The sequence below is a fragment of the Rhizobium altiplani genome, from assembly GCF_001542405.1.
GTDB classification, from domain to species: domain Bacteria; phylum Pseudomonadota; class Alphaproteobacteria; order Rhizobiales; family Rhizobiaceae; genus Rhizobium; species Rhizobium altiplani.
On the sequence record NZ_LNCD01000052.1, the window covers coordinates 1 to 17,907 of the forward strand.

13 protein-coding genes and 2 pseudogenes are annotated in these 17,907 nt (G+C 55.9%); 3 read left to right on the top strand and 12 right to left on the bottom strand.

The window, feature by feature from the left end:
• The first annotated feature begins 215 nt into the window (after positions 1-215).
• Positions 216-953 carry a hypothetical protein gene (locus AS026_RS11545; protein WP_028744439.1) on the top strand — a complete coding sequence of 246 codons (738 nt, stop codon included), beginning with the start codon at positions 216-218 and terminating at the stop codon, positions 951-953.
• A gap of 99 nt (positions 954-1,052) precedes the next feature.
• On the opposite strand, the gene AS026_RS11550 is transcribed toward AS026_RS11545, so the two are convergent.
• Positions 1,053-2,048: an IS30 family transposase gene (locus tag AS026_RS11550; RefSeq protein WP_028744438.1), complete on the bottom strand. Its 996-nt coding sequence runs from the start codon at positions 2,046-2,048 to the stop codon at positions 1,053-1,055.
• 414 nt (positions 2,049-2,462) lie between these two features.
• Between AS026_RS11550 and AS026_RS11555 the strand changes: the two genes are divergently transcribed.
• Positions 2,463-2,885: a hypothetical protein gene (locus AS026_RS11555; RefSeq protein ID WP_245307428.1), complete on the top strand. Its 423-nt coding sequence runs from the start codon at positions 2,463-2,465 to the stop codon at positions 2,883-2,885.
• A gap of 18 nt (positions 2,886-2,903) precedes the next feature.
• A pseudogene (locus AS026_RS43225) lies at positions 2,904-3,346 on the top strand (transposase); the annotation flags it as partial.
• Positions 3,347-3,725: 379 nt separating this feature from the next.
• Here the strand turns inward: AS026_RS43225 and tpa are convergent.
• The 11 genes and pseudogenes from tpa to AS026_RS11610 form a co-directional block, all read right to left on the bottom strand.
• Positions 3,726-5,108, bottom strand: a complete 1,383-nt coding sequence (gene tpa, locus AS026_RS11560) for a hypotaurine--pyruvate aminotransferase Tpa (protein ID WP_028744436.1) — start codon at positions 5,106-5,108, stop codon at positions 3,726-3,728.
• Positions 5,033-5,440, bottom strand: coding sequence for a UPF0262 family protein (locus tag AS026_RS39700; protein WP_081687833.1), 408 nt, complete (start codon positions 5,438-5,440; stop codon positions 5,033-5,035). Before AS026_RS39700 ends, tpa begins: the two co-directional genes overlap by 76 nt.
• A 227-nt stretch (positions 5,441-5,667) precedes the next feature.
• Positions 5,668-7,077: an aldehyde dehydrogenase family protein gene (locus tag AS026_RS11565; RefSeq protein ID WP_028744435.1), complete on the bottom strand. Its 1,410-nt coding sequence runs from the start codon at positions 7,075-7,077 to the stop codon at positions 5,668-5,670.
• Positions 7,078-7,214: 137 nt separating this feature from the next.
• Positions 7,215-8,618: an aspartate aminotransferase family protein gene (locus AS026_RS11570; protein WP_062369690.1), complete on the bottom strand. Its 1,404-nt coding sequence runs from the start codon at positions 8,616-8,618 to the stop codon at positions 7,215-7,217.
• 623 nt (positions 8,619-9,241) lie between these two features.
• Positions 9,242-11,011 carry an ABC transporter permease subunit gene (locus tag AS026_RS11580; protein WP_062369692.1) on the bottom strand — a complete coding sequence of 590 codons (1,770 nt, stop codon included), beginning with the start codon at positions 11,009-11,011 and terminating at the stop codon, positions 9,242-9,244.
• 15 nt (positions 11,012-11,026) lie between these two features.
• Positions 11,027-12,025, bottom strand: a complete 999-nt coding sequence (locus AS026_RS11585) for an ABC transporter ATP-binding protein (protein WP_082728500.1) — start codon at positions 12,023-12,025, stop codon at positions 11,027-11,029.
• A 209-nt stretch (positions 12,026-12,234) separates the two neighbouring features.
• A complete protein-coding gene (locus AS026_RS11590) occupies positions 12,235-13,341 on the bottom strand; it encodes an ABC transporter substrate-binding protein (RefSeq protein WP_062369693.1) in 1,107 nt (368 codons plus the stop codon).
• Positions 13,342-13,865: 524 nt separating this feature from the next.
• Positions 13,866-14,042: pseudogene (locus tag AS026_RS11595) on the bottom strand (transposase domain-containing protein); the annotation flags it as partial.
• On the bottom strand, positions 13,991-14,419 hold the full coding sequence (locus tag AS026_RS39705) for a transposase (RefSeq protein ID WP_342587560.1): 429 nt from the start codon (positions 14,417-14,419) through the stop codon (positions 13,991-13,993). The pseudogene AS026_RS11595 and the gene AS026_RS39705, both read right to left, overlap by 52 nt.
• Positions 14,420-14,791: 372 nt before the next feature.
• Positions 14,792-16,258, bottom strand: a complete 1,467-nt coding sequence (locus tag AS026_RS38865) for an amidase (RefSeq protein WP_063805919.1) — start codon at positions 16,256-16,258, stop codon at positions 14,792-14,794.
• 386 nt (positions 16,259-16,644) lie between these two features.
• On the bottom strand, positions 16,645-17,814 hold the full coding sequence (locus tag AS026_RS11610; RefSeq protein WP_028744428.1) for a M24 family metallopeptidase: 1,170 nt from the start codon (positions 17,812-17,814) through the stop codon (positions 16,645-16,647).
• Between the last annotated feature and the right edge of the window lie 93 nt (positions 17,815-17,907).

Consider the following 17,907-nt stretch of genomic DNA (forward strand, 5'->3'; position numbering starts at 1 on the left):
TGTGACTTCTAATGTAAATGCAACAAGGGCTTAAAGGCTGCTACAGGGCAGAGAGATCAGCCCCCGATCCGACCGGCTGGGCCGGGTTGCAAGGGAGGAACGGGGGCGGGTGATGACGTTCCCCTTTGGCTTTAGCTTTCCCAGTAGCAATTGTTCCGTCGCCGGTTGATACTCGCTTGCACCTGCATGGGGCGGGGTGGGATCAAAGCCGCACGATGCTTCCGGAAATCAACCTGCATGGTGACGTCGACATCGCCGCGCTGTCACCACTTCTTCGCGGCATGCTTCTTGCTGTTGCCTATGCTGACGGTGAGGGTGGCATAGGATTGACGGCGACCGGCGCCATGAACCGCAAGTTCGTGCATTGGGCCGCTGTGCACTTCCTCTGGCCAGGGTTCACAGCCGAAGATCTCTACAGCATGAACAAGGTGCTCAATGAAAGCGACATGCCGCCGCTTTGGGTCGTGCGCGACATGGCCCGTCATCTGAAGCTTCTTCGCCGGAAAAAGGATGTGCTGCTGCCAACCAGACGCGGCCGGGAGTTTTTGGTGAACCCGCAAGCCTTCTTCGATCTGGTCGCCACGGATTATCTCTATTCGTATGTCCACGCCACCGAACGGGAAGAGGAGGTGCAAGCGCGGTTACGCTGGTGGCGCATGTTCCTCAATCTCCTCAATATCAAAGCCAGAGAAGGGTGCACGCCAATGGAGGTTGTGAAGATCCTCTATCCAGACCTGGCGCCTCTCTCGGACACCGAAATGACCATAGAAGCCTGGGAGTTGAAATCCGATCTCCAGTATGGCGTCTTCCAACGCTTATGCTGGCTCGGCTTGCTCTATGAGGCACGAGAGGGGCTCACGCTCCTTCAGGACGGATCCTTCCACAAGACGCCACTTTGGGCAGCCTGCCTGCAGTTGGAATCGGATACGCAAAGCGACATCGGCGTGCATTGACGATCTTTATTCCGCCGCTGGCTGCCTCAATAACGCTTTCTCTCGCCGCGCAATCACCTAGGATCATTCATGAAATCCGTCCTCCGCCCCGACTTGCCGTCATTTGTTCACTTCACGCCTGAACACTTCAGCTGGGGTACAGAAACCAAGGCATTTTCTCGGCGTATTGTTCAACTGATCGATCAGTGATCGTATCGATTCATCAGGAACTGACAGGACAGCAGTATCCCTCGGCAGGTAACGCCGAATCCGCCGATTCATGTTCTCGACGGAGCCTTTTTGCCAGGGCGCAGACGGATCGCAGAACCATGCATCGGTTCCCATTCCTTGCTTCAGTCGCCGCCAGGAGACGAATTCAAATCCGCGATCAAACGTCAAACTTTGCCGGGCATGCCTGGGCAGGGGGCTGAGCACGTTGATGAGCCGCTCCATGATCGGCTTGGACTGCCGGTCGTTGTTCTTGAACAGCATGGTGAACCGGCTCGTCCGCTCGACAACCGTTGCCACATTGGCATTGCCCTGAACCCTTTCGAAGATCATGAGATCGGCTTCCCAGTGACCGAATTCCTTGCGATCGTTGATGGCTTCCGGCCGATGTTTGATCGAACACTCATCTGGAAAGACTGGATTCTGCGGCTTGCGAGCATATCGCGGCCGGCGCTTTCTCCGCCGTTCCGGGAGAAGCCGCGCGAGTTGCTGCCGTTGTCCTTCTGGTGAATAGACATACCGGTAGATCGTCTCGTGACAGACGCTTGCCTTGGCCGCTGGTTCGATCTTCAGTCGTCCAGCAATCTGTTCCGGCGACCAGCCGGATTCCAACTTTCCGATCACTTCGTTCCGCAGATCCTCGCGACGAAAGAGCTTGCCGATCCGCCGGCGCCTTTCGCGCGCCATGTCGTTGGCGGTCATCGCCCAGTAGCCCTCGGCATCGGGGAATTCCTGATCGTGCCAGTAGTTGCGTTTGATCTCCCGGGAGATGGTCGCACGGTCCCGGCCGAGGCGTCTGGCGATCTCAGACTGGCTAAACTTCTGATCCAACATCCTGGAAATCGATCGGCGTTCGTCAAAACTCAAATGCGAAAAGGTACGGCTCAAACCATGGCTCCCGAAAAGCAGGCAGCTTAACGCCTTTGTTGCAGTTCGAGATAGAATGTGCCCCTCCTACACCAGAAAATCAGATAAGCTTTATTATGGAACATCTGGGCGGTTTGTTGGCTGTTGCGTTTTGGCCCGAAACCGCATTTTCCACGACCGTGGAAAACTGTGGATGCTGCGGTTTGCCGTGTTGCGTTGAAGCGAACCGATGGCATGGTTGCGTTCATTGAGGAACGCGAGTCACCATGCCGATCATCAATATAAGAAATGCAGCCCTGCCGCCATCCGCACGCGGGCTTGTCGCTGTCGGGTCGGCTGCTGCGGGAGCGATTGAAACGGCAGGCTGTAACGGGCCGCATCTTTCCGGAATATGCCGAGGACGCGCTCCTTCCTGCCTGGGAGATGTACGTCCGCATGACAGGAAATGCGGTCATCTCGGACGCAGAGGTTCCGCCGGAGTTGATCCGGCAATACCGTGAGAATTATGATCCGCAGTACCTCGACACGATCCGCGATCTTCAATTAAGCGGCAGGTCCGCTGGTCTGTCGCAGTTCTGGACCCATCCGGTTCAACGGAGCATTCCGATCCGAACATCGGCGGGATTGATCGTTGACGGCAAAATTAACTGGCAATCCGCGTTCGTCCGTGTCGGTGATGCAGAGGAACACATCCGGGAGAACCGCGCAACGAAACTGTCCGACACCAAGCCAACCACGACGACCGATGGCACGGTGCGCATTGCCTCGCCTGAACTGCTCCCTGAGAATGGGTTATTGCCTCATCTAAATTGCTCCCGACGAATCAACCTCGGGAGCTATGATGAGGAAGGTAGGTAAGCAACACGTGCGGAATTGGTGGCGGCGATCAGTTGTCGCTATGTGTTAGGCGGGTGGCCCGAGAAGGCGAGGATGTTAGACGAGTTCGTGGCGCTCACGGGCTTTCATCGCAAGCATGCGATGCGACTGCTGCGAGGAGAACGCGAACCGGCCAAGGGTGGTCCTCGGCCAGGGCGCCGGGTTTACGGCGATGACGTGCGGGCAGCGCTCGTCGTTGGGAGGCGTCGGATCGAATTTGCGGCAAGCGACTACACCCCCTGTTGCCAACACTGATCGAAGCGATGGAACGTCATGGACACGGCGATATGAATAGCGAGACGCGCCGGCAACTCTTGACGATGAGTCCAGCGACGATTGATCGGGTCCTCAAGGAGATTAAAGCGAGCGCCACCGGTCCGCGGCGCCGGAAAGGATCAACAGCGATTCGGCGTAGTGTTCCCGTTCGAACCTTCTCGGATTGGACGTTTCTGTTGCAAATCGTCTCAGTCCATAAAGCAACAAACGGCCCGAATTGCGTGTAGCAACGGCCCTATATGGCCGTGGCTCCCCAGAAGCCCTGCAATACATTAGGCTCTCGTTACTCACTCACCCAGCTTCAGAGCCGAAACCGCACTCTTTGGAACCGCGACACTGACGTATGTTCCGAAGGATGAGTCGAAGTAGGAAACCTCGTAAGGTCGGACGTTTTTAATCACTCGCATGACGTCGGTAAGTAAACTGAACCGCGGGTCTTACTTTCCCGTGAAGCGGAGGCGGAGCAGTTCACCTGCTCTGCCAACTACAACTAGTCCCGAAGCCTTTTTCCGATGGTCGGTGCCGACAAGATGCACTGCGGGTTTATCAGACGGAAAGCTTTGCCAAGGCTGTGTCGATGGCACCTGTGATTTGATCAATGTCCTCGGATGTGGCGACGAGCGCAGGCGAAAGGCATAGCGTATTGTTGAGCCCCCCGTGGAGCGAGCGATTGGTCGCACCGATAATGACCCCTTGCGCCAGGCAGTCTGCAACGACAGCCTGGACCAGCTTTTCTTCGAGCGGCTCTTTCGTCGTGCGATCCGCCACAAGTTCTGCGCCGCAAAACAAGCCTTTGCCGCGCACATCGCCGATGACTTTGTGTTTTTCCATCAGCGCCCGGAGGTTGGCAAATGTGCGCTCGCCCATCATCGCCGTGTTTTCAAGCAGGCCTTCGTCTTCGATGATGCGCATGTTCTCAAGCGCAGCCACTGGTCCAGCCGTGCAGCCGCCGAAGGTCGAGATATCGCGGAAATAACTCATCCCGTCTTGCGGTGTATCCTTGAACATATCGAACACACGTTCAGTTGTGACCGTACAGGAGATTGCCGCATATCCGGATGCCACGCCCTTCGCCATGGTCACGATATCGGGCTGAATGTCGTATTGCTGGTAACCGAACCATGTACCGGTGCGGCCCAGGCCGCAGACCACTTCATCGATGTGAAGCAGAATATCGTATTTGCGGCAGATTTCCTGAACGCGCTGCCAATAGCCTTCCGGCGGCGTTATAACTCCGCCGCCGGCTGTCACCGGTTCCAGAACGATCGCGCCGACGGTATCCGGACCCTCGCGCAGGATGACTTCTTCGATGGCGTTGGCGGCTCGCTCCCCGTAATTTTCGACATCCCATTGCTTCCGGTATTCAAGGCAATGGGGAACCATGACGAAACCGTCAGGATAGGGGCCGTACTGATCGGCGCGCTGCGGCTGCCCGGAGGTGGCAAGCGTTCCAATTGTCGTGCCATGATAATCCCGCTCGCGATATAGAACTTTCCACTTCCTGCCTCCATGATGGCGAGCCGCGATCTGGCGAACCATCTTGTAGGCCTTCTCGTTTGCTTCAGAGCCAGAGTTGGAGTAATAGACGCGGGTCAGACCTGGCATCTTTTCGATCAGCTTTGCCGCAAATAGGGCTCCCGGAACGTTGCCCGCCGCGCCGGCATAGTAGTTCAATTTGACGAGCTGATCGCGTACGGCATTGGCAATACTCTCGCGCCCATACCCGACGTTGACCGTCCAAACGCCCCCGGAAACACCATCGAGATATTCCCGGCCGTTAGCGTCCCAGAGCTTGAGGCCCCTCCCCTCGACAAAGACTCTCGGGTCGGCCGTCTCATAGTGCTTGTGCTGGCTCAGGTGATGCCAAACGTGATGGCGGTCAGCGGCAACAACATGAGAAAGGTCGTTCTGCTTAAGGTTGATGGACATGGAATCCTCCGTTTTAGTCTGCGACAATCGAGTTGGCACTTGCGAATAGGCGCGACTTTTTCTGTGAGTCTATTCAGCGGCGAGCAGTACAACTCGGGGATGCGAAGTAATTGATTTCCGGCATTCGCGGCGGTGTCCTTGTCGATGATCACCAGTCTTTCCAGCCCGTGGCGGCAAGTCGCTTCATAATAACTATCCCAGATGCGAGTGTAGTCTTTGATCATGCGGCGGAAGGGTGCCAAAGACATATAGTGGCTTAGGAGGTACTCCCCTTGATCGTCGATATGCAGCGCGGCGCGTCTGCCCCCTGAGACGGTACGGACCGCCCCCATAACCGACAGGAACGAAGCTGTTGTGTTCTAACAGACCCATGACGGCCAACGCCTGTTCACGCTCAGCACGCAGACTCCGGGCACAGAAAGGGCGATCAAGTGAAACGTCGGAAAGGCAAGCTTCGGAGCTCACGAAATAAGTCCTCACCTGGCTTCAGCGCACAGGTTAAGCTGATGCCCACACCGCGCCTCGCGGTCCGTCATCTTGTTGAAACTACGCTGCCCGTTCACGCGCGATTAATGCAAACCACCTTGGGCTGGGTCATCTCTTCGTAGGCGAAGCGAACGCCTTCTCGTCCCATGCTGCCGTATTTGGAACCGCCGAACGGCATGGCGTCGAACCGATAGTCCGAAGAATCATTGATCATCACACCTCCGGCCTCGATCCTGCTTGCGGCTTCAAGTGCGAGAGACAGGTTGCTGGTGAAGATGCCAGCATGTAGGCTGTATTCAGGTTCATTGGCGAGCTTGATCGCGTCATCAAGCGTCTCAAACGGCGCAAGCATAACTACAGGGGCGAAGACTTCCTCGTGCCATAAGCGGCACGTAACCGGCGTGGCCTCAAGGACCGTCGGGTGATAGAGCGATCCTTCGCGTTTGTGACCGCAGAGTAGTTTGGCGCCAACCGCAATTGCGTCATTGACCGCGGCTTCGGTGCGCTCGGCCGCTTGCTTTGAGATCATCGGACCCACATCGGTGCCCTCGATCATCGGATCGCCTGCCTTAAGCTTTTTCGTGGCCGCCACGAAGGCATCGCTAAAGCGCTCGTAAAGCTCGGCTTGCACGAGCAAACGTTGGGCGCCGATGCAGTTCTGACCGGCGGCCCAGAAGGCGCCGGACACGCATCCTTCAACCGCCTTGTCGAAGTCGCAGTCATTCATGACGATGACCGGCGCATTGCCACCAAGCTCCATCGCGAGTTTTTTGAGGCCCGCTTTACGGCTGATTGCCTCTCCCGTAGCAAAGCCGCCGGTGAAAGAGACCATGCGGACATCCCGTGCCGACACTAGACCCGTCACGACCTCTCTGTCACCGTGAACCAGCGTGATAATCTCGCCAGGCAAGCCCGCTTCCATAAGAGCATCGGCAAGGTTGATCGAGGAAAAGGGCGTCAGGTTCGACGGCTTCAGCAGTACCGCGTTGCCGCCGGCGATCGCAGGACCGAGCTTATGGGCCACCAAGTTCAGCGGATCGTTATATGGCGTAATGGCCGTGATGATGCCGAGGGGCTCTCGCGTAAACCAGCCTTGGCGCTCTTCCGATCCCTCATAGGCATCGAAGGGCACGATTTCGCCGGCATTGTGCCGTGCCTCATGAGCAGACAGCTTCAACGTGTTAACGCAGCGAAGCACCTCCTTGCGCGCCTGAACGATTGTTTTGCCGGCCTCGCGCACGATGGTTTCGGCGAACGCCTCGCGGCGGCTCTCGATGATCTGAGCCGCACCTTCGAGGATACTCGCGCGCTTGTGTCTTGGCAGCTTGCTGGAAGTCTCGGCTCCGCGACGGGCGCGGGCGAGGAGTTTGTCGATCTCGCCTATATCCGTGGCCTCAATCGTTCCAAGGATAGATCCGTCGTAGGGGCTATGGACGGTGATCGAAGCCAAGCTGGTCTTAATATGAAGTTTGGCGGCGGTCATGGGCCGGCTTCCTCTTCCCTGATGGTGCGCATCTGTGCGACGGTTAAGCTTATTGGTCTGAGCAAGGCTAAGGCCCTGCCCTATTCTGAATTTGTTTGAAGTGAGTGAATGCGGTCGGACGTAGCCGACGCATTCACTTAGATTTTCTGGCCGTCGAGGACCAGGTCGTCGATCACGCATCGCACCGCCTTTTCGGCGATCGATACGATCTCGTCGACTTCCGCCTTGGTGGTGACGAGCGGCGGCGCAAACCCGAGGATGTCGCCATGCGGCATGGCCCGTGCGATCAGGCCGCGGTCTCGGGCGGCTTTCGAGACGCGGGCACCGACCTTCAGCGACTGATCGAAACGGGTCTTGTTTTCACGGTGGGCAACGAACTCGATTGCGCCCATCAAGCCAACGCCACGTACTTCACCGACGATTGGCAGCTGTGCGAACTTTTCCTTGAGCTGGGCCTGGAAATAGGTGCCAACCTCGCGGGCGTTGCCGGGCAGATTTTCCTTCTCGACAATGTCGAGCACCGCATTTGCGGCTGCCGCGCCGATCGGGTGGCCGGAATACGTGTAGCCGTGCGAGAAGGCACCAACTTTGTCGGCTCCTTCCTCCATGACCTTGTACACCTTCTCGCCGACTATCGACGCGGAAAGCGGGAAGTAGGCCGAGGTCAGACCCTTGGCGACCGTGATCAGGTCGGGTTCGACGCCGTAATGATGCGAACCGAACATCGAGCCGGTGCGGCCGAAGCCGGTGATGACTTCGTCGGCGATCAGCAGCACGTCGTGCTTCTTGAGCACCGCCTGGATCGCTTCCCAGTAGCCCTCCGGCGGCGGCGTGATGCCACCGGTCCCGAGGACCGGCTCGGCGATGAAGGCGCCGACATTGTCTGGACCCAGCGTCTCGATCATCTCGTCGAGCTCGGCAGCGCGACGGGCCGAGAACTCGCGCTCGGTTTCGCCGGGGTTGGCGCCCCAATAATGGTGCGGAACGCCTGTATGATCGATCTGCGGCAACGGCAGATCCATGTGGTCGTGATAGAAGCTCATCCCGGTCATCGAACCAGAGACCACGCTGCAGCCGTGATAGCCACGTTCGCGAGAGATGATTTTCTTCTTGGTCGGCTTGCCGCGCAGGTTGTTGTAGTACCAGACGAGCTTGGCCTGGGTCTCGTTGGCGTCCGAACCGGACATGCCGTAGAACACCTTGCTCATCTTGCCGGGCGCCATCTTCACGAGGCGGTCGGAGAGGATTGCCAGCTCATCGGTCGTGTGCGCGGCGTAGGAGTGATAATAGGCGAGGCGATAGGCCTGGCGCGCGATCGCCTCAGCGACCTCGGTGCGGCCATAGCCGACGTTGACACAGTAAAGGCCGGCAAAACCATCGATCAACTGGTTGCCATGCGCATCCTGGATGCGGATCCCCTTGCCGGTCTCAACGATCGTCGGTTCGCCGAGCTTACCGGTCGCGAAGTCCTTCAACTGCGTGAAAGGATGCAGCACCGCGTTGCGGTCCTTTTCGCTGATGTCTTTGATATCTAGCTTCACTTTGGTATCCTTCCATGCGGCGTTGTTGCAATTGTGGAGGTAACATTCGAGATCCGATGAGGCATTGAGGCCCTATCCGGCTGTCGCGCGGAAAAATCAGCACGTCGCTGCAATTCGGCGACCCTGCGTGGTCAAGCCGATGGGACGTGGAGTTGTTCAGGCGATTTGCACATATGCGGAATCCTCTCGATGTTCTTTGCGCAGAAAACAGTGCTTCTGCTGTCTTGTATTCAAGATATTCGAGAGTGCTTGCAGGATGGCGTTGTTACAGCGCGATCGAAAGTGGAAAGCTGCAAATGTGGGCCGGTGGATGCAGCTTTTGCTCACACGCTAGGATAGGTCGGTATCGGAAATAGCTAAGTGGCTAATAAGGTCAACATGAACGCACTATTTTGAAATAATCTCGCCCCGCCGCTCAAATGGCCTTGAGCAATGTGAAGCTGTGGCGACTGCTTAATAAGCTCCGGCTAAGCCCGACCGCTGCTGTCGGCCGCAATGCAAAGGATCAGGGTTCGCTTCTTCAGTCACCGGGAAAGTTTGTCATCGTCATTCCTCGGAATCGTACCCAGCGGAGCGCGATTTGCAAGACGAGTCGGCGGGCTGCATAAGCAGCCCGCCAACGTTTACGCAGGCGTCGCCAGCGTCTTCTGCGGTGCAAGTCGAGCTCGCCACCAGGTAGCGTAGAGCATGACTAGCCAGATGAGTGGCATAAGGGTCAGCAATGAACCCACCGCTGCAATCGTCGGGTCGATCTGCTGGTTCATGTTCTCCCACATCTTTAACGGCAAGGTGAACAATGCAAACCCGCTAACAAGTGACGTGACCACGACTTCGTCGAACGACGAGATGAAAGCGAATACCGCGCCACCGATAATCCCCGGACGGATCAACGGGAGAGTTACCCTCATAAACGTTCGGATTGGGCCGGCTCGCATACTCTTCGCCGCCCGTTCAAGCTGCCAGTCGAAGTTCGCCAATGTGGCTGAAACGATAACGACGACGTAAGCGGTAGCACTGATGCTGTGGGCAAGCACGAGTCCAGTGGCCGAACCAACAAGGCCGAAGTTAATGAGTCCGAGATAGCATGCAACGCCGACAACAATTACTGGAGCAACGATCGGGGTAAGAATAACCATTGTTAGGAAATTCCGCGCTCCGGGTGATACTCGGCTAAGACCATATGCTGCAAGCGTGCCGAGCACGGTCGATACTATAGTGACGGCCACACCGATTTGGATGCTGTTCCAAAATGCGCCGGTCCAAGCAGGATCCCCGAAGAATGCCTGATACCACTTCAGCGAGAACGCGGAAGGCGGAAACTGCAAAAACGCACCATCGCTAAACGACATAATTACGATGACAACGCCAGGAAACTGCAAGAAGACCATAACGAGCGCAATAAACAAACTTCCGATGATGCTCATCCAAGCGCTTGATTGACCCGGCTGATAGAGCTCCGTTGTCCAGCGTGTCGAACGATGACGGCTTGAGGCCTCGCCGTAGATATGCGCGATTCTGCTCAAAGGGTTCAGCCGGCCCGACCACTTTCGGTTCGATTGAACAGGCGAGCGCTGTGGACCTGAGGGAAGCCCAAACAGCAGTAGCACTGCCATTGCCAGCGCCAGAAGAACAAACGCTGACGTTGCGATAACCTGCGGATTGAACGCATTCCTGAACTGGGCTGCGATATAGGTTGACAGCATGGTTTCGCGAAGCCCACCCAAAGCTTGGGGCGTAATATAGAATCCCAGGCAAACGACAAAGACCAGCAGTGAGCCGCTACGCACCCCAGGCAAACTGAGTGGTACGAAGATCCGCCAAAACGCCACCAGCGGACGGGCACCCATGCTGCGGCCAGCTTCCATCAACGACTTGTCGATCCCGTGCATAACGCTGAGGAGCGGAAGAATCATCATGGGAAGCATGATATGCACCATGCCGATGTATACTCCGAACCGGTTGTAAATGAGCGGCAACGGGCTGGCAATGATGCCGAGATGGAGCAAAAGATTGTTTATTAGGCCGCGGTCTCCGAGAATGACAGTCCAGGCATAGGTCCGGACCAAGGCGCTCGTCAGCCAAGGCAGGACAACAAGAACGATCAGCACTGTGCGCAGGCGGGCAGACGAAGTCGAGATAAGATAGGCGGTGGGGTACCCGATGATAAGGCACATCGCGGTCGCGACCAAACTGATTTCGATCGTTTGCAGAAGAACCGACATCCCTGCCGACTTATTAAAGAATGCTTCGTAGTTCGCTGTCGAAAATGCCGGTGCATTCAAGCTATCGAGAAACAGCTGCAGGAGCGGCACGCCCAAGACAGAGAGAAGAATCGCAAGTGCTGGGACAACCAATAAAATGGGCATTCGCCCGACTTTCTGAATTGCTTCCATCCTCTTCGCCTCCCCTCACGCCGCCACAAAACGCAAATCTGATCTCAGCCAATCAAGCCGCACCTCATCGCCAGCCTTGAAGGTTTGCTGCTCCGAGGCAACATGCTCACGTACCAACAACGAACTTCCACCGACACGAACCTGATACTTCCGTAGCGGACCTGCATAGATCATGTCCTCGACGACGCCGGTGACGAACTGGCGCCGGTCAGCATCTGAGGGTTTCGGTACCGTGACGGCTGAGATGCGAACGCGTTCCGGTCGTATCATGACCACCGTTCCTGTCGGTTGCACAGCGTCTGTTTCCGTTTTGAAAGCTGTACTTTCAAAAATATTCGCCTCGCCCAAGAAGTTTGCAACGAAGCGGGTTGCCGGCCGATCATAGAGCAGTTCTGGCGTGTCGATTTGCTCTATCTGCCCGGCGCGCATGACGACGATGCGATCTGATAGCGTGAGGGCTTCGTCTTGGTCATGGGTGACGCAAATTGTTGTCTTGCCAAACTCTTTATGTAGGCTTTTGATTTCGATCTGCATTTGCTCACGGAGATTTCGGTCGAGTGCGCCGAGTGGCTCGTCCAAAAGGAGGATGGGCGGGTCGGCGACCAGCGCGCGCGCAAGTGCCACACGTTGTTGCTGTCCTCCGCTAAGTTGCCCCGGCATTCGCTCACCAAAATCCTGGAGATGTACGCGATGAAGCATCCGGTCGACCAGGACCGCTCTCTCAGCGGCCTTCATGCCACGCATCTCGAGAGGAAATTCGAGATTTCGGCGAACGGTTAGGTGAGGAAACAAGGCATAGTTTTGGAAAACAATTCCTTGGTCCCTTCGGTAGGACGGTACGGTGCCGACTGACCGTCCTGAGATGAGGATATCGCCCGATGTGGGGGCAATGAACCCTGCAAGCAGCATCAGCGCCGTGGTTTTTCCTGAACCGCTAGGACCGAGAACCGTAAGAAACTCGCCTTGACAAACGCTCAGGGACAGATCTCGGACCGCGGCAACGGCGCCATACATCTTGGTCACGTTGCGAAATTCAATTTGCGTGCCAGTGCTAGTAGGAGCTTGCTTCAGTGGTAGGTCCTCGACTAATTTAATCGCGCTGCTAAGTTGCTTGGTCACTAGTAGTACTCCAGAAGTCAGTTCAGTGGGCGCCTACGAAACGATGCGCCGAAATACCGGCGCATCATTTTTCGAGACGCATCAGCGAATGGCGATTACGCTGCTTAGCGAAGAACCCATTCATTCCAACGTTGAATCAGCCGTTGAGCATTCGACATGCCATCCGGTCCGACTTCTGCGTACCACTTTGCATTGGCCGGGTAGCTATTTGCAATGTAGTCCGGGTGAGTAGCGAGTTTGCGCGCGGTCTTATCCGAAAGCAAACTATAAGCCTTGCTGTTGCTGGGCGACTGCGCGAACAGCTTCGCCCACGTTGCTTGTCGATCAGGACGGGCGGTCGAAGCGATAAATTTTTGTGCGAGTTCGACATTTGGCCCACCCTTAGGAATCGCCAGCATGTCCCACATCAGCTTTGCCTGGTTTCGATTGATTTCGATCGGCTCGCCGGCATCAACAAGAGAGATCGCTCGCCCATCATAAGACTGCGCGATATCAGCCACATCGTCGCGCATAATTTGCAAAACTTCAGAACCGCTCGTCCACCACTTTCTTATGTGTGGCTTTATCTTGTCGAGACTGGCAAAAACGCGGTCCACATCCATTGGGTAGAGGGCATCCATCGGCACGCCATCTGCAAGCAGCGCCTCTTCAAACGGACCTTCACTGCCGCCTGCACCCGTCTCGAGCGATCGGGTGCCCGGAAACTTCTCGACGTCCCAGAATTCAGCCCAGGTTGTGGGCCGAGGCTTTCCAGACGGGAACTTTTCGGTATTCCACACCATGTTCTGGGAATAGACATACGGCCCGAATCCGAATGGCTGCTTGCAATAGTCCACAGTCGTATCAAGATCTTCTTTGTTGAAGATTGAATAATCAATTTTCTCGAGATAACCGGCATCGCCCTGAACGAGATTGCCCATGACGTTGTTCAGGGTAACGTCGACCGAAACATTGTTCGACTTAACCATCAAGGCAATCTGAGAGGTGGAAAGGTCCTGGGTAATTGGGACAACCTTTACACCGGTTTCGGCCTCAAAAGGTTTCACGAAGGCTTCCTGGAAAGCCTCCCCCCAATTGCCACCGCTCATATTAACTCTTAGCTCGCCCGGCGCGCCGGCTTGGGCACGTCCAACAGCGGACGAAAGTGCGCCAAGCGCTACAGCTGATGACGTCGCCTGCATGAAGCGCCTACGGTTTATGAAAAAACTCATTGTCGTTCTCCCTCTTATTGCTTCGCATGCGGCACAGCAGCGTTGCATCAGCGACTCTACACGCAAGGTCCGCAGTTTTTTGGTGATTGTAGCTATATGATGCCGGATTCCGGCAAAAGTTTTGATAAGTGAGAGATTTGCTGCGTATCAACATTCACTTGCCGCGCTGTGCAGGAGCTTTGGGTGCTCTTCTGCGGGCGTATATAGCTTTGACGATTGTTGTCGTATCAAAGCAGTGGCGTCAATCGCCGAAATCATTGAAGATAGTAGCTTTGACACTACTGCGACTTGCCGGCGCAGAGGGAAATAGCTCGCGGCCTCTTCTTAGGTCTAGAGTCCGACAAATCAGGTTTTTGCGTCGCTGATATTGCCGAGATCGGTCGCGCGATTTCGCTATTATCTCGATGGTTTTAAGCCGGGCGGAAATGTCGCTTTTTCGGAAGTTTGGTTGGCTCCTGTCGCCAAGGCTGGCGCTCGTGATACAGAGGTATCGTATGCTCGCATTAGAAGCACCTGACAGCATTCAGAAGCTGGTTCTCGAGAAGCGTCTCGGCACGGCGGCCGAAGCGGTGGCGCTGCAATTCCTTGATGATCTGACGCAGGCGCGCATTCTCCGCCTCGCGCGAAAGCACCATCGCTTTCAGCGCGTTCAGGTCATCCGGAAGCTCGTCGCCGTTATCGTCACGAATCGAGAACAGCATATTTTGCCGATAGCCGCCTCCGGAGAGGCTTTTCGTGGCAAACATGCCTGCCGCGCCTTCTTCGGCTCCGACGACACGACGACCGCTGGCGCAAACATCGGTTCTTCCCCGAGCACAGAAACTCCAGTTGGCTTTCGGGCGAGCCGTCGGCATGTGAACAATTGCTGCGGCGTTAACCCGTGACGCCGCGCCACAGAGCAAACCGTCACGCCAGGCTCGCAACTTTCCGCAATGATCTGCGCCTTCTTATCGTCGCTCCATTCGCGACGACGGCCACTGCCAGTGAACACCAAAAACCGACGTACCGGCTCATCCTTGGATTTAAGCGTAAGCTCTGAAATCCACATATGCCCAACCTCTCTTTTGAGGTTGAACATCAACGATCAGACGGCGAACCGGGAGGTGGGACCAAGACAGCGCTTGCGATCAACCGGCGATCTCGCTACCAATTGACTGGACAAAAACCGGCCTGCCGATTGGCGTGCAACTTGTCGCTGACATGGGCCGAAATGAGCTTGTCCTTGCTATCGCCGCTCGTCTGAAGGCGCTTCAACCTTGGAGCGGACGCCGGCCAAATATGTAGATGCGGCGCTAATATTCGATAGGCGACTTCTTCGAGCGCAGGATGCGAATTCCGTGGAGGTGCGGCGAGTGACACCCCTGGGGACCAGCTCGCCTTCTCGCGGAAAATACTCTACACTCTGCGCAAAAAAGTGCACCCGCAATGGTCGGGTGCTTCGAAATCGTTCTCAGTCGAGGCAGGTTTTGAGTTCCGCATCGTCGAGAATGGGTGGTCGCCGAAGATCCCAGCCAATTTGTTTTTCCAAGGCATTCGCGATCTGAAGTAGGGTGGTTTCGTCGCCGTACCGCGCCGTTAGTTGTATCCCGAGGGGCAAGCCATGTTCTGATTGTTGGACAGGCAAAGCGATAGCAGGCAACCCGCTCATATTAGCAAGCGACATGAATGCCATAGTCGCGAGCCACTTTGAGGGGTCCTCCAGGACAGTGTTAGGTGATTCACCAACGCGTAGTGTTGGCTGAGACAAGACGGGCGATAGAAATACGTCAAACTGGTCGAGATCGGCTGCAACGTCAGCGCCAGCACGTCTGATGATATCAATGTCGGCCGCATGTGTAACTCCGTCGATGATCTTGCCTTTTTCGATCAGAGTTCTGATCTGCGGTTCGACGTCGTCGTCGGCCAATGACACGCGAAATCTCTCTTCAGCTCTCTGGAAAAAAAGTGCCGCTTCAACGGCACTTATCCGAGCGCGCGACCGCCAAGGCGATTCATAATCGAACCTGAAATCATACAGTTCGACGTCGTGCCCCAATTTCTCAAGCAGGCGCGCCGTATGGGCAATTGCTTTGGTAACCTCAGCGTGAAATGGGCTCGCGCAGGGCAGCGACGTCGCAACCCCCACACGCAAACGCTTCGGATCCTGTAAACTGGATTCCAGAAACGAAGTCTTAGGCGCTGAAGGAGTATAGGGGTCGCCCACGCACGGGCCGCTGACTGCGTCGAGATAAGCGGCAGTATCACGAACTGTTCTCGACACGCAGGCTTTCACCGAGCATCCGTGCCATGAATCTATTTTGGGGCGCGTTGGTATGCGGCCACGCGAAGGTTTGAGACCGACGAGCCCGCATGCACTTGCAGGATTTCGTATCGAGCCGCCACCGTCACCACCACCTGCAATCGGAACGATTCTGGCCGCGACAGCAGCTGCTGCCCCGCCACTTGATCCCCCGCTAGAGTATGCCAAATTCCAAGGATTTCGAGTTGGGCCATATAATTTCGGTTCAGTCGTCGATGCGTAGCCAATTTCCGGGGAGTTAGTCAGCCCAAACGGGATCATGCCCGACTTCCGAACGCGTCTTATGACCTCGCTGTCATCAGTAGCTGGTCGCGCGTATCGATAGAAGAAACGTGAACCGTACGTGGCCCGTAGCCCCGCGACGTCGCTATCATTTTTCGCAAGATATGGAACGCCGGCAAACAACCCGCTGTTTTCCGATCGCGCAGCTTGGCAGCGTGCACCTTCATAATCCGTGCTTACAATCGCGTTGATCTTTGGATTAAATTGCTCAGCTAGCGCTATCGCGGCCTCCATAAGCTCGGACGGTTGCACCTCCTTGCGCTTAACCAGATCGGAAAGCGCGAGCGCATCGCTAGCTTGGTATATGCGTTGGATATCGTCAGGTACCGTGGTCATTTTTTACTCCGATTGTTGAACCGTGGATTGTGCCCGGGGCGTAAGCTCGCCAACCATTGTGGCAGCTGCTCTTCCGCAGATGAGTCATTCTGATGTCCTTGCCCGCAGTGATCATGTGCAGCCCCAAGGTTCAAAACGGGAAAGCCGTGGCAAGGTTTTGATTCTTTGCGATACTGCAAATCCTGATTTTGCCGAGCGCAGGCGGCGACTTGCCTCGAGCCATCCGATTTGAGGCCATGGGCACGCGCTCTTGCGCGACGCAATGTTATAGCTCATTCTAATAATTGCAATATCGCATAGGACGGAGCTCTCTTGATGCAACTGCGTGTAAACCTTGCGCTCAAGAATAGTGCGCGCAAAGTGCTTTTCTTTAGTCGATCCCGTCGTTATATTTGGAAAATATCCCGCGGAAGGCTACTGAACGTTTCCACACCGGTTTCCGTGACGCGGAACGTCTCACTGAGCGCGTATCCGAAGTCTTCGTCAATCCAGTTTCCGAGCATCAGGTGGAAAGTCATGTTCGGCCTCAGGATGGTGGGATCGCCCATTTTGAGACTTGCTGTTGGCTCCGTCCAGTTGATACCCATGGCGTAACCACAACGCGACTCCTTCTTAAATCCGTATTTCTGCAGTGTTGTGTTGAAAGCGGTAGCAACATCACCACAGGTTGCCCCGGGCTTCACGGCGGCCAGAGCCGCCTCCAAGCCGGCTACCTCACCTTCATGCAGGCGTCGCAGGCGATCCGAAGGCTCTCCCAGCGAGAATGTGCGCATCAAGGCCGACGTGTAACCATGTCTTACGCCGGCGAGTTCCAAATTAACTTGTGAACCTAGTTGGAAAACGTCTTCTGCCCACGGGATATGGCAGGTCGATGTGCGAGGCGAGGCGCACAGATATAAACTGGCCAGATCAGTGCCTACTATACCGTTGACCCCGCGGATCAGCGTGGCAGTTATCTCGGCCGCTGCATCGGCCTCGCGCGCACCAGGTAGGATGACCTCTTTCGCCTTCAGCATGGCGGCATCCGCAATCGCTGCAGCCTCGCGCATTGCGGTAATCTCAAGGTCTGATTTGATCCCACGGATCCAACTAATGGTGTTCCCAAAGTCTATAATTGGCGCGCCTGATGACCTTGTCTTGAATTTCTCAACTGTCCGGCCCTGGAGACTGCTCGCCTCAACAGCTATTCTTGCGTTCTCAAACCCGCTCTCGATCAGTATATCCATGATAGCATCCCAGCCATCCTTATCGGGATTCGCGATGAGAGCCTCGGGGTAGCCAAAAATCCGACTGCGATCGACGAACATCTGGTGGATTGCTGCCGGCGCGTCCATACGGCGCGTAATAAACGCTGGTTCTTCATCTTTCAATGATACGATAAGGCCCTGCGGGACGTAACCAGACTTTGATGTATAGCCGGACAAATAGGTAATATTTGCTGGCACCGTCACTACGAGAACTTCGATTTCCCTTCGTTCCATTTCCCCTTTTACAGCGGTCAAACGCCGCAGGTACTCACTTCTTGGGAACGCTTGCGCTCCCTTTGGCATAGCCATGACATCATCTCCTTCTCACGGGCATATCTGGTATCTGTACACGGCAAGCCTTACTAATAAACGGGCTGGGCAAAGCCTCGAAAATCGTCAGTG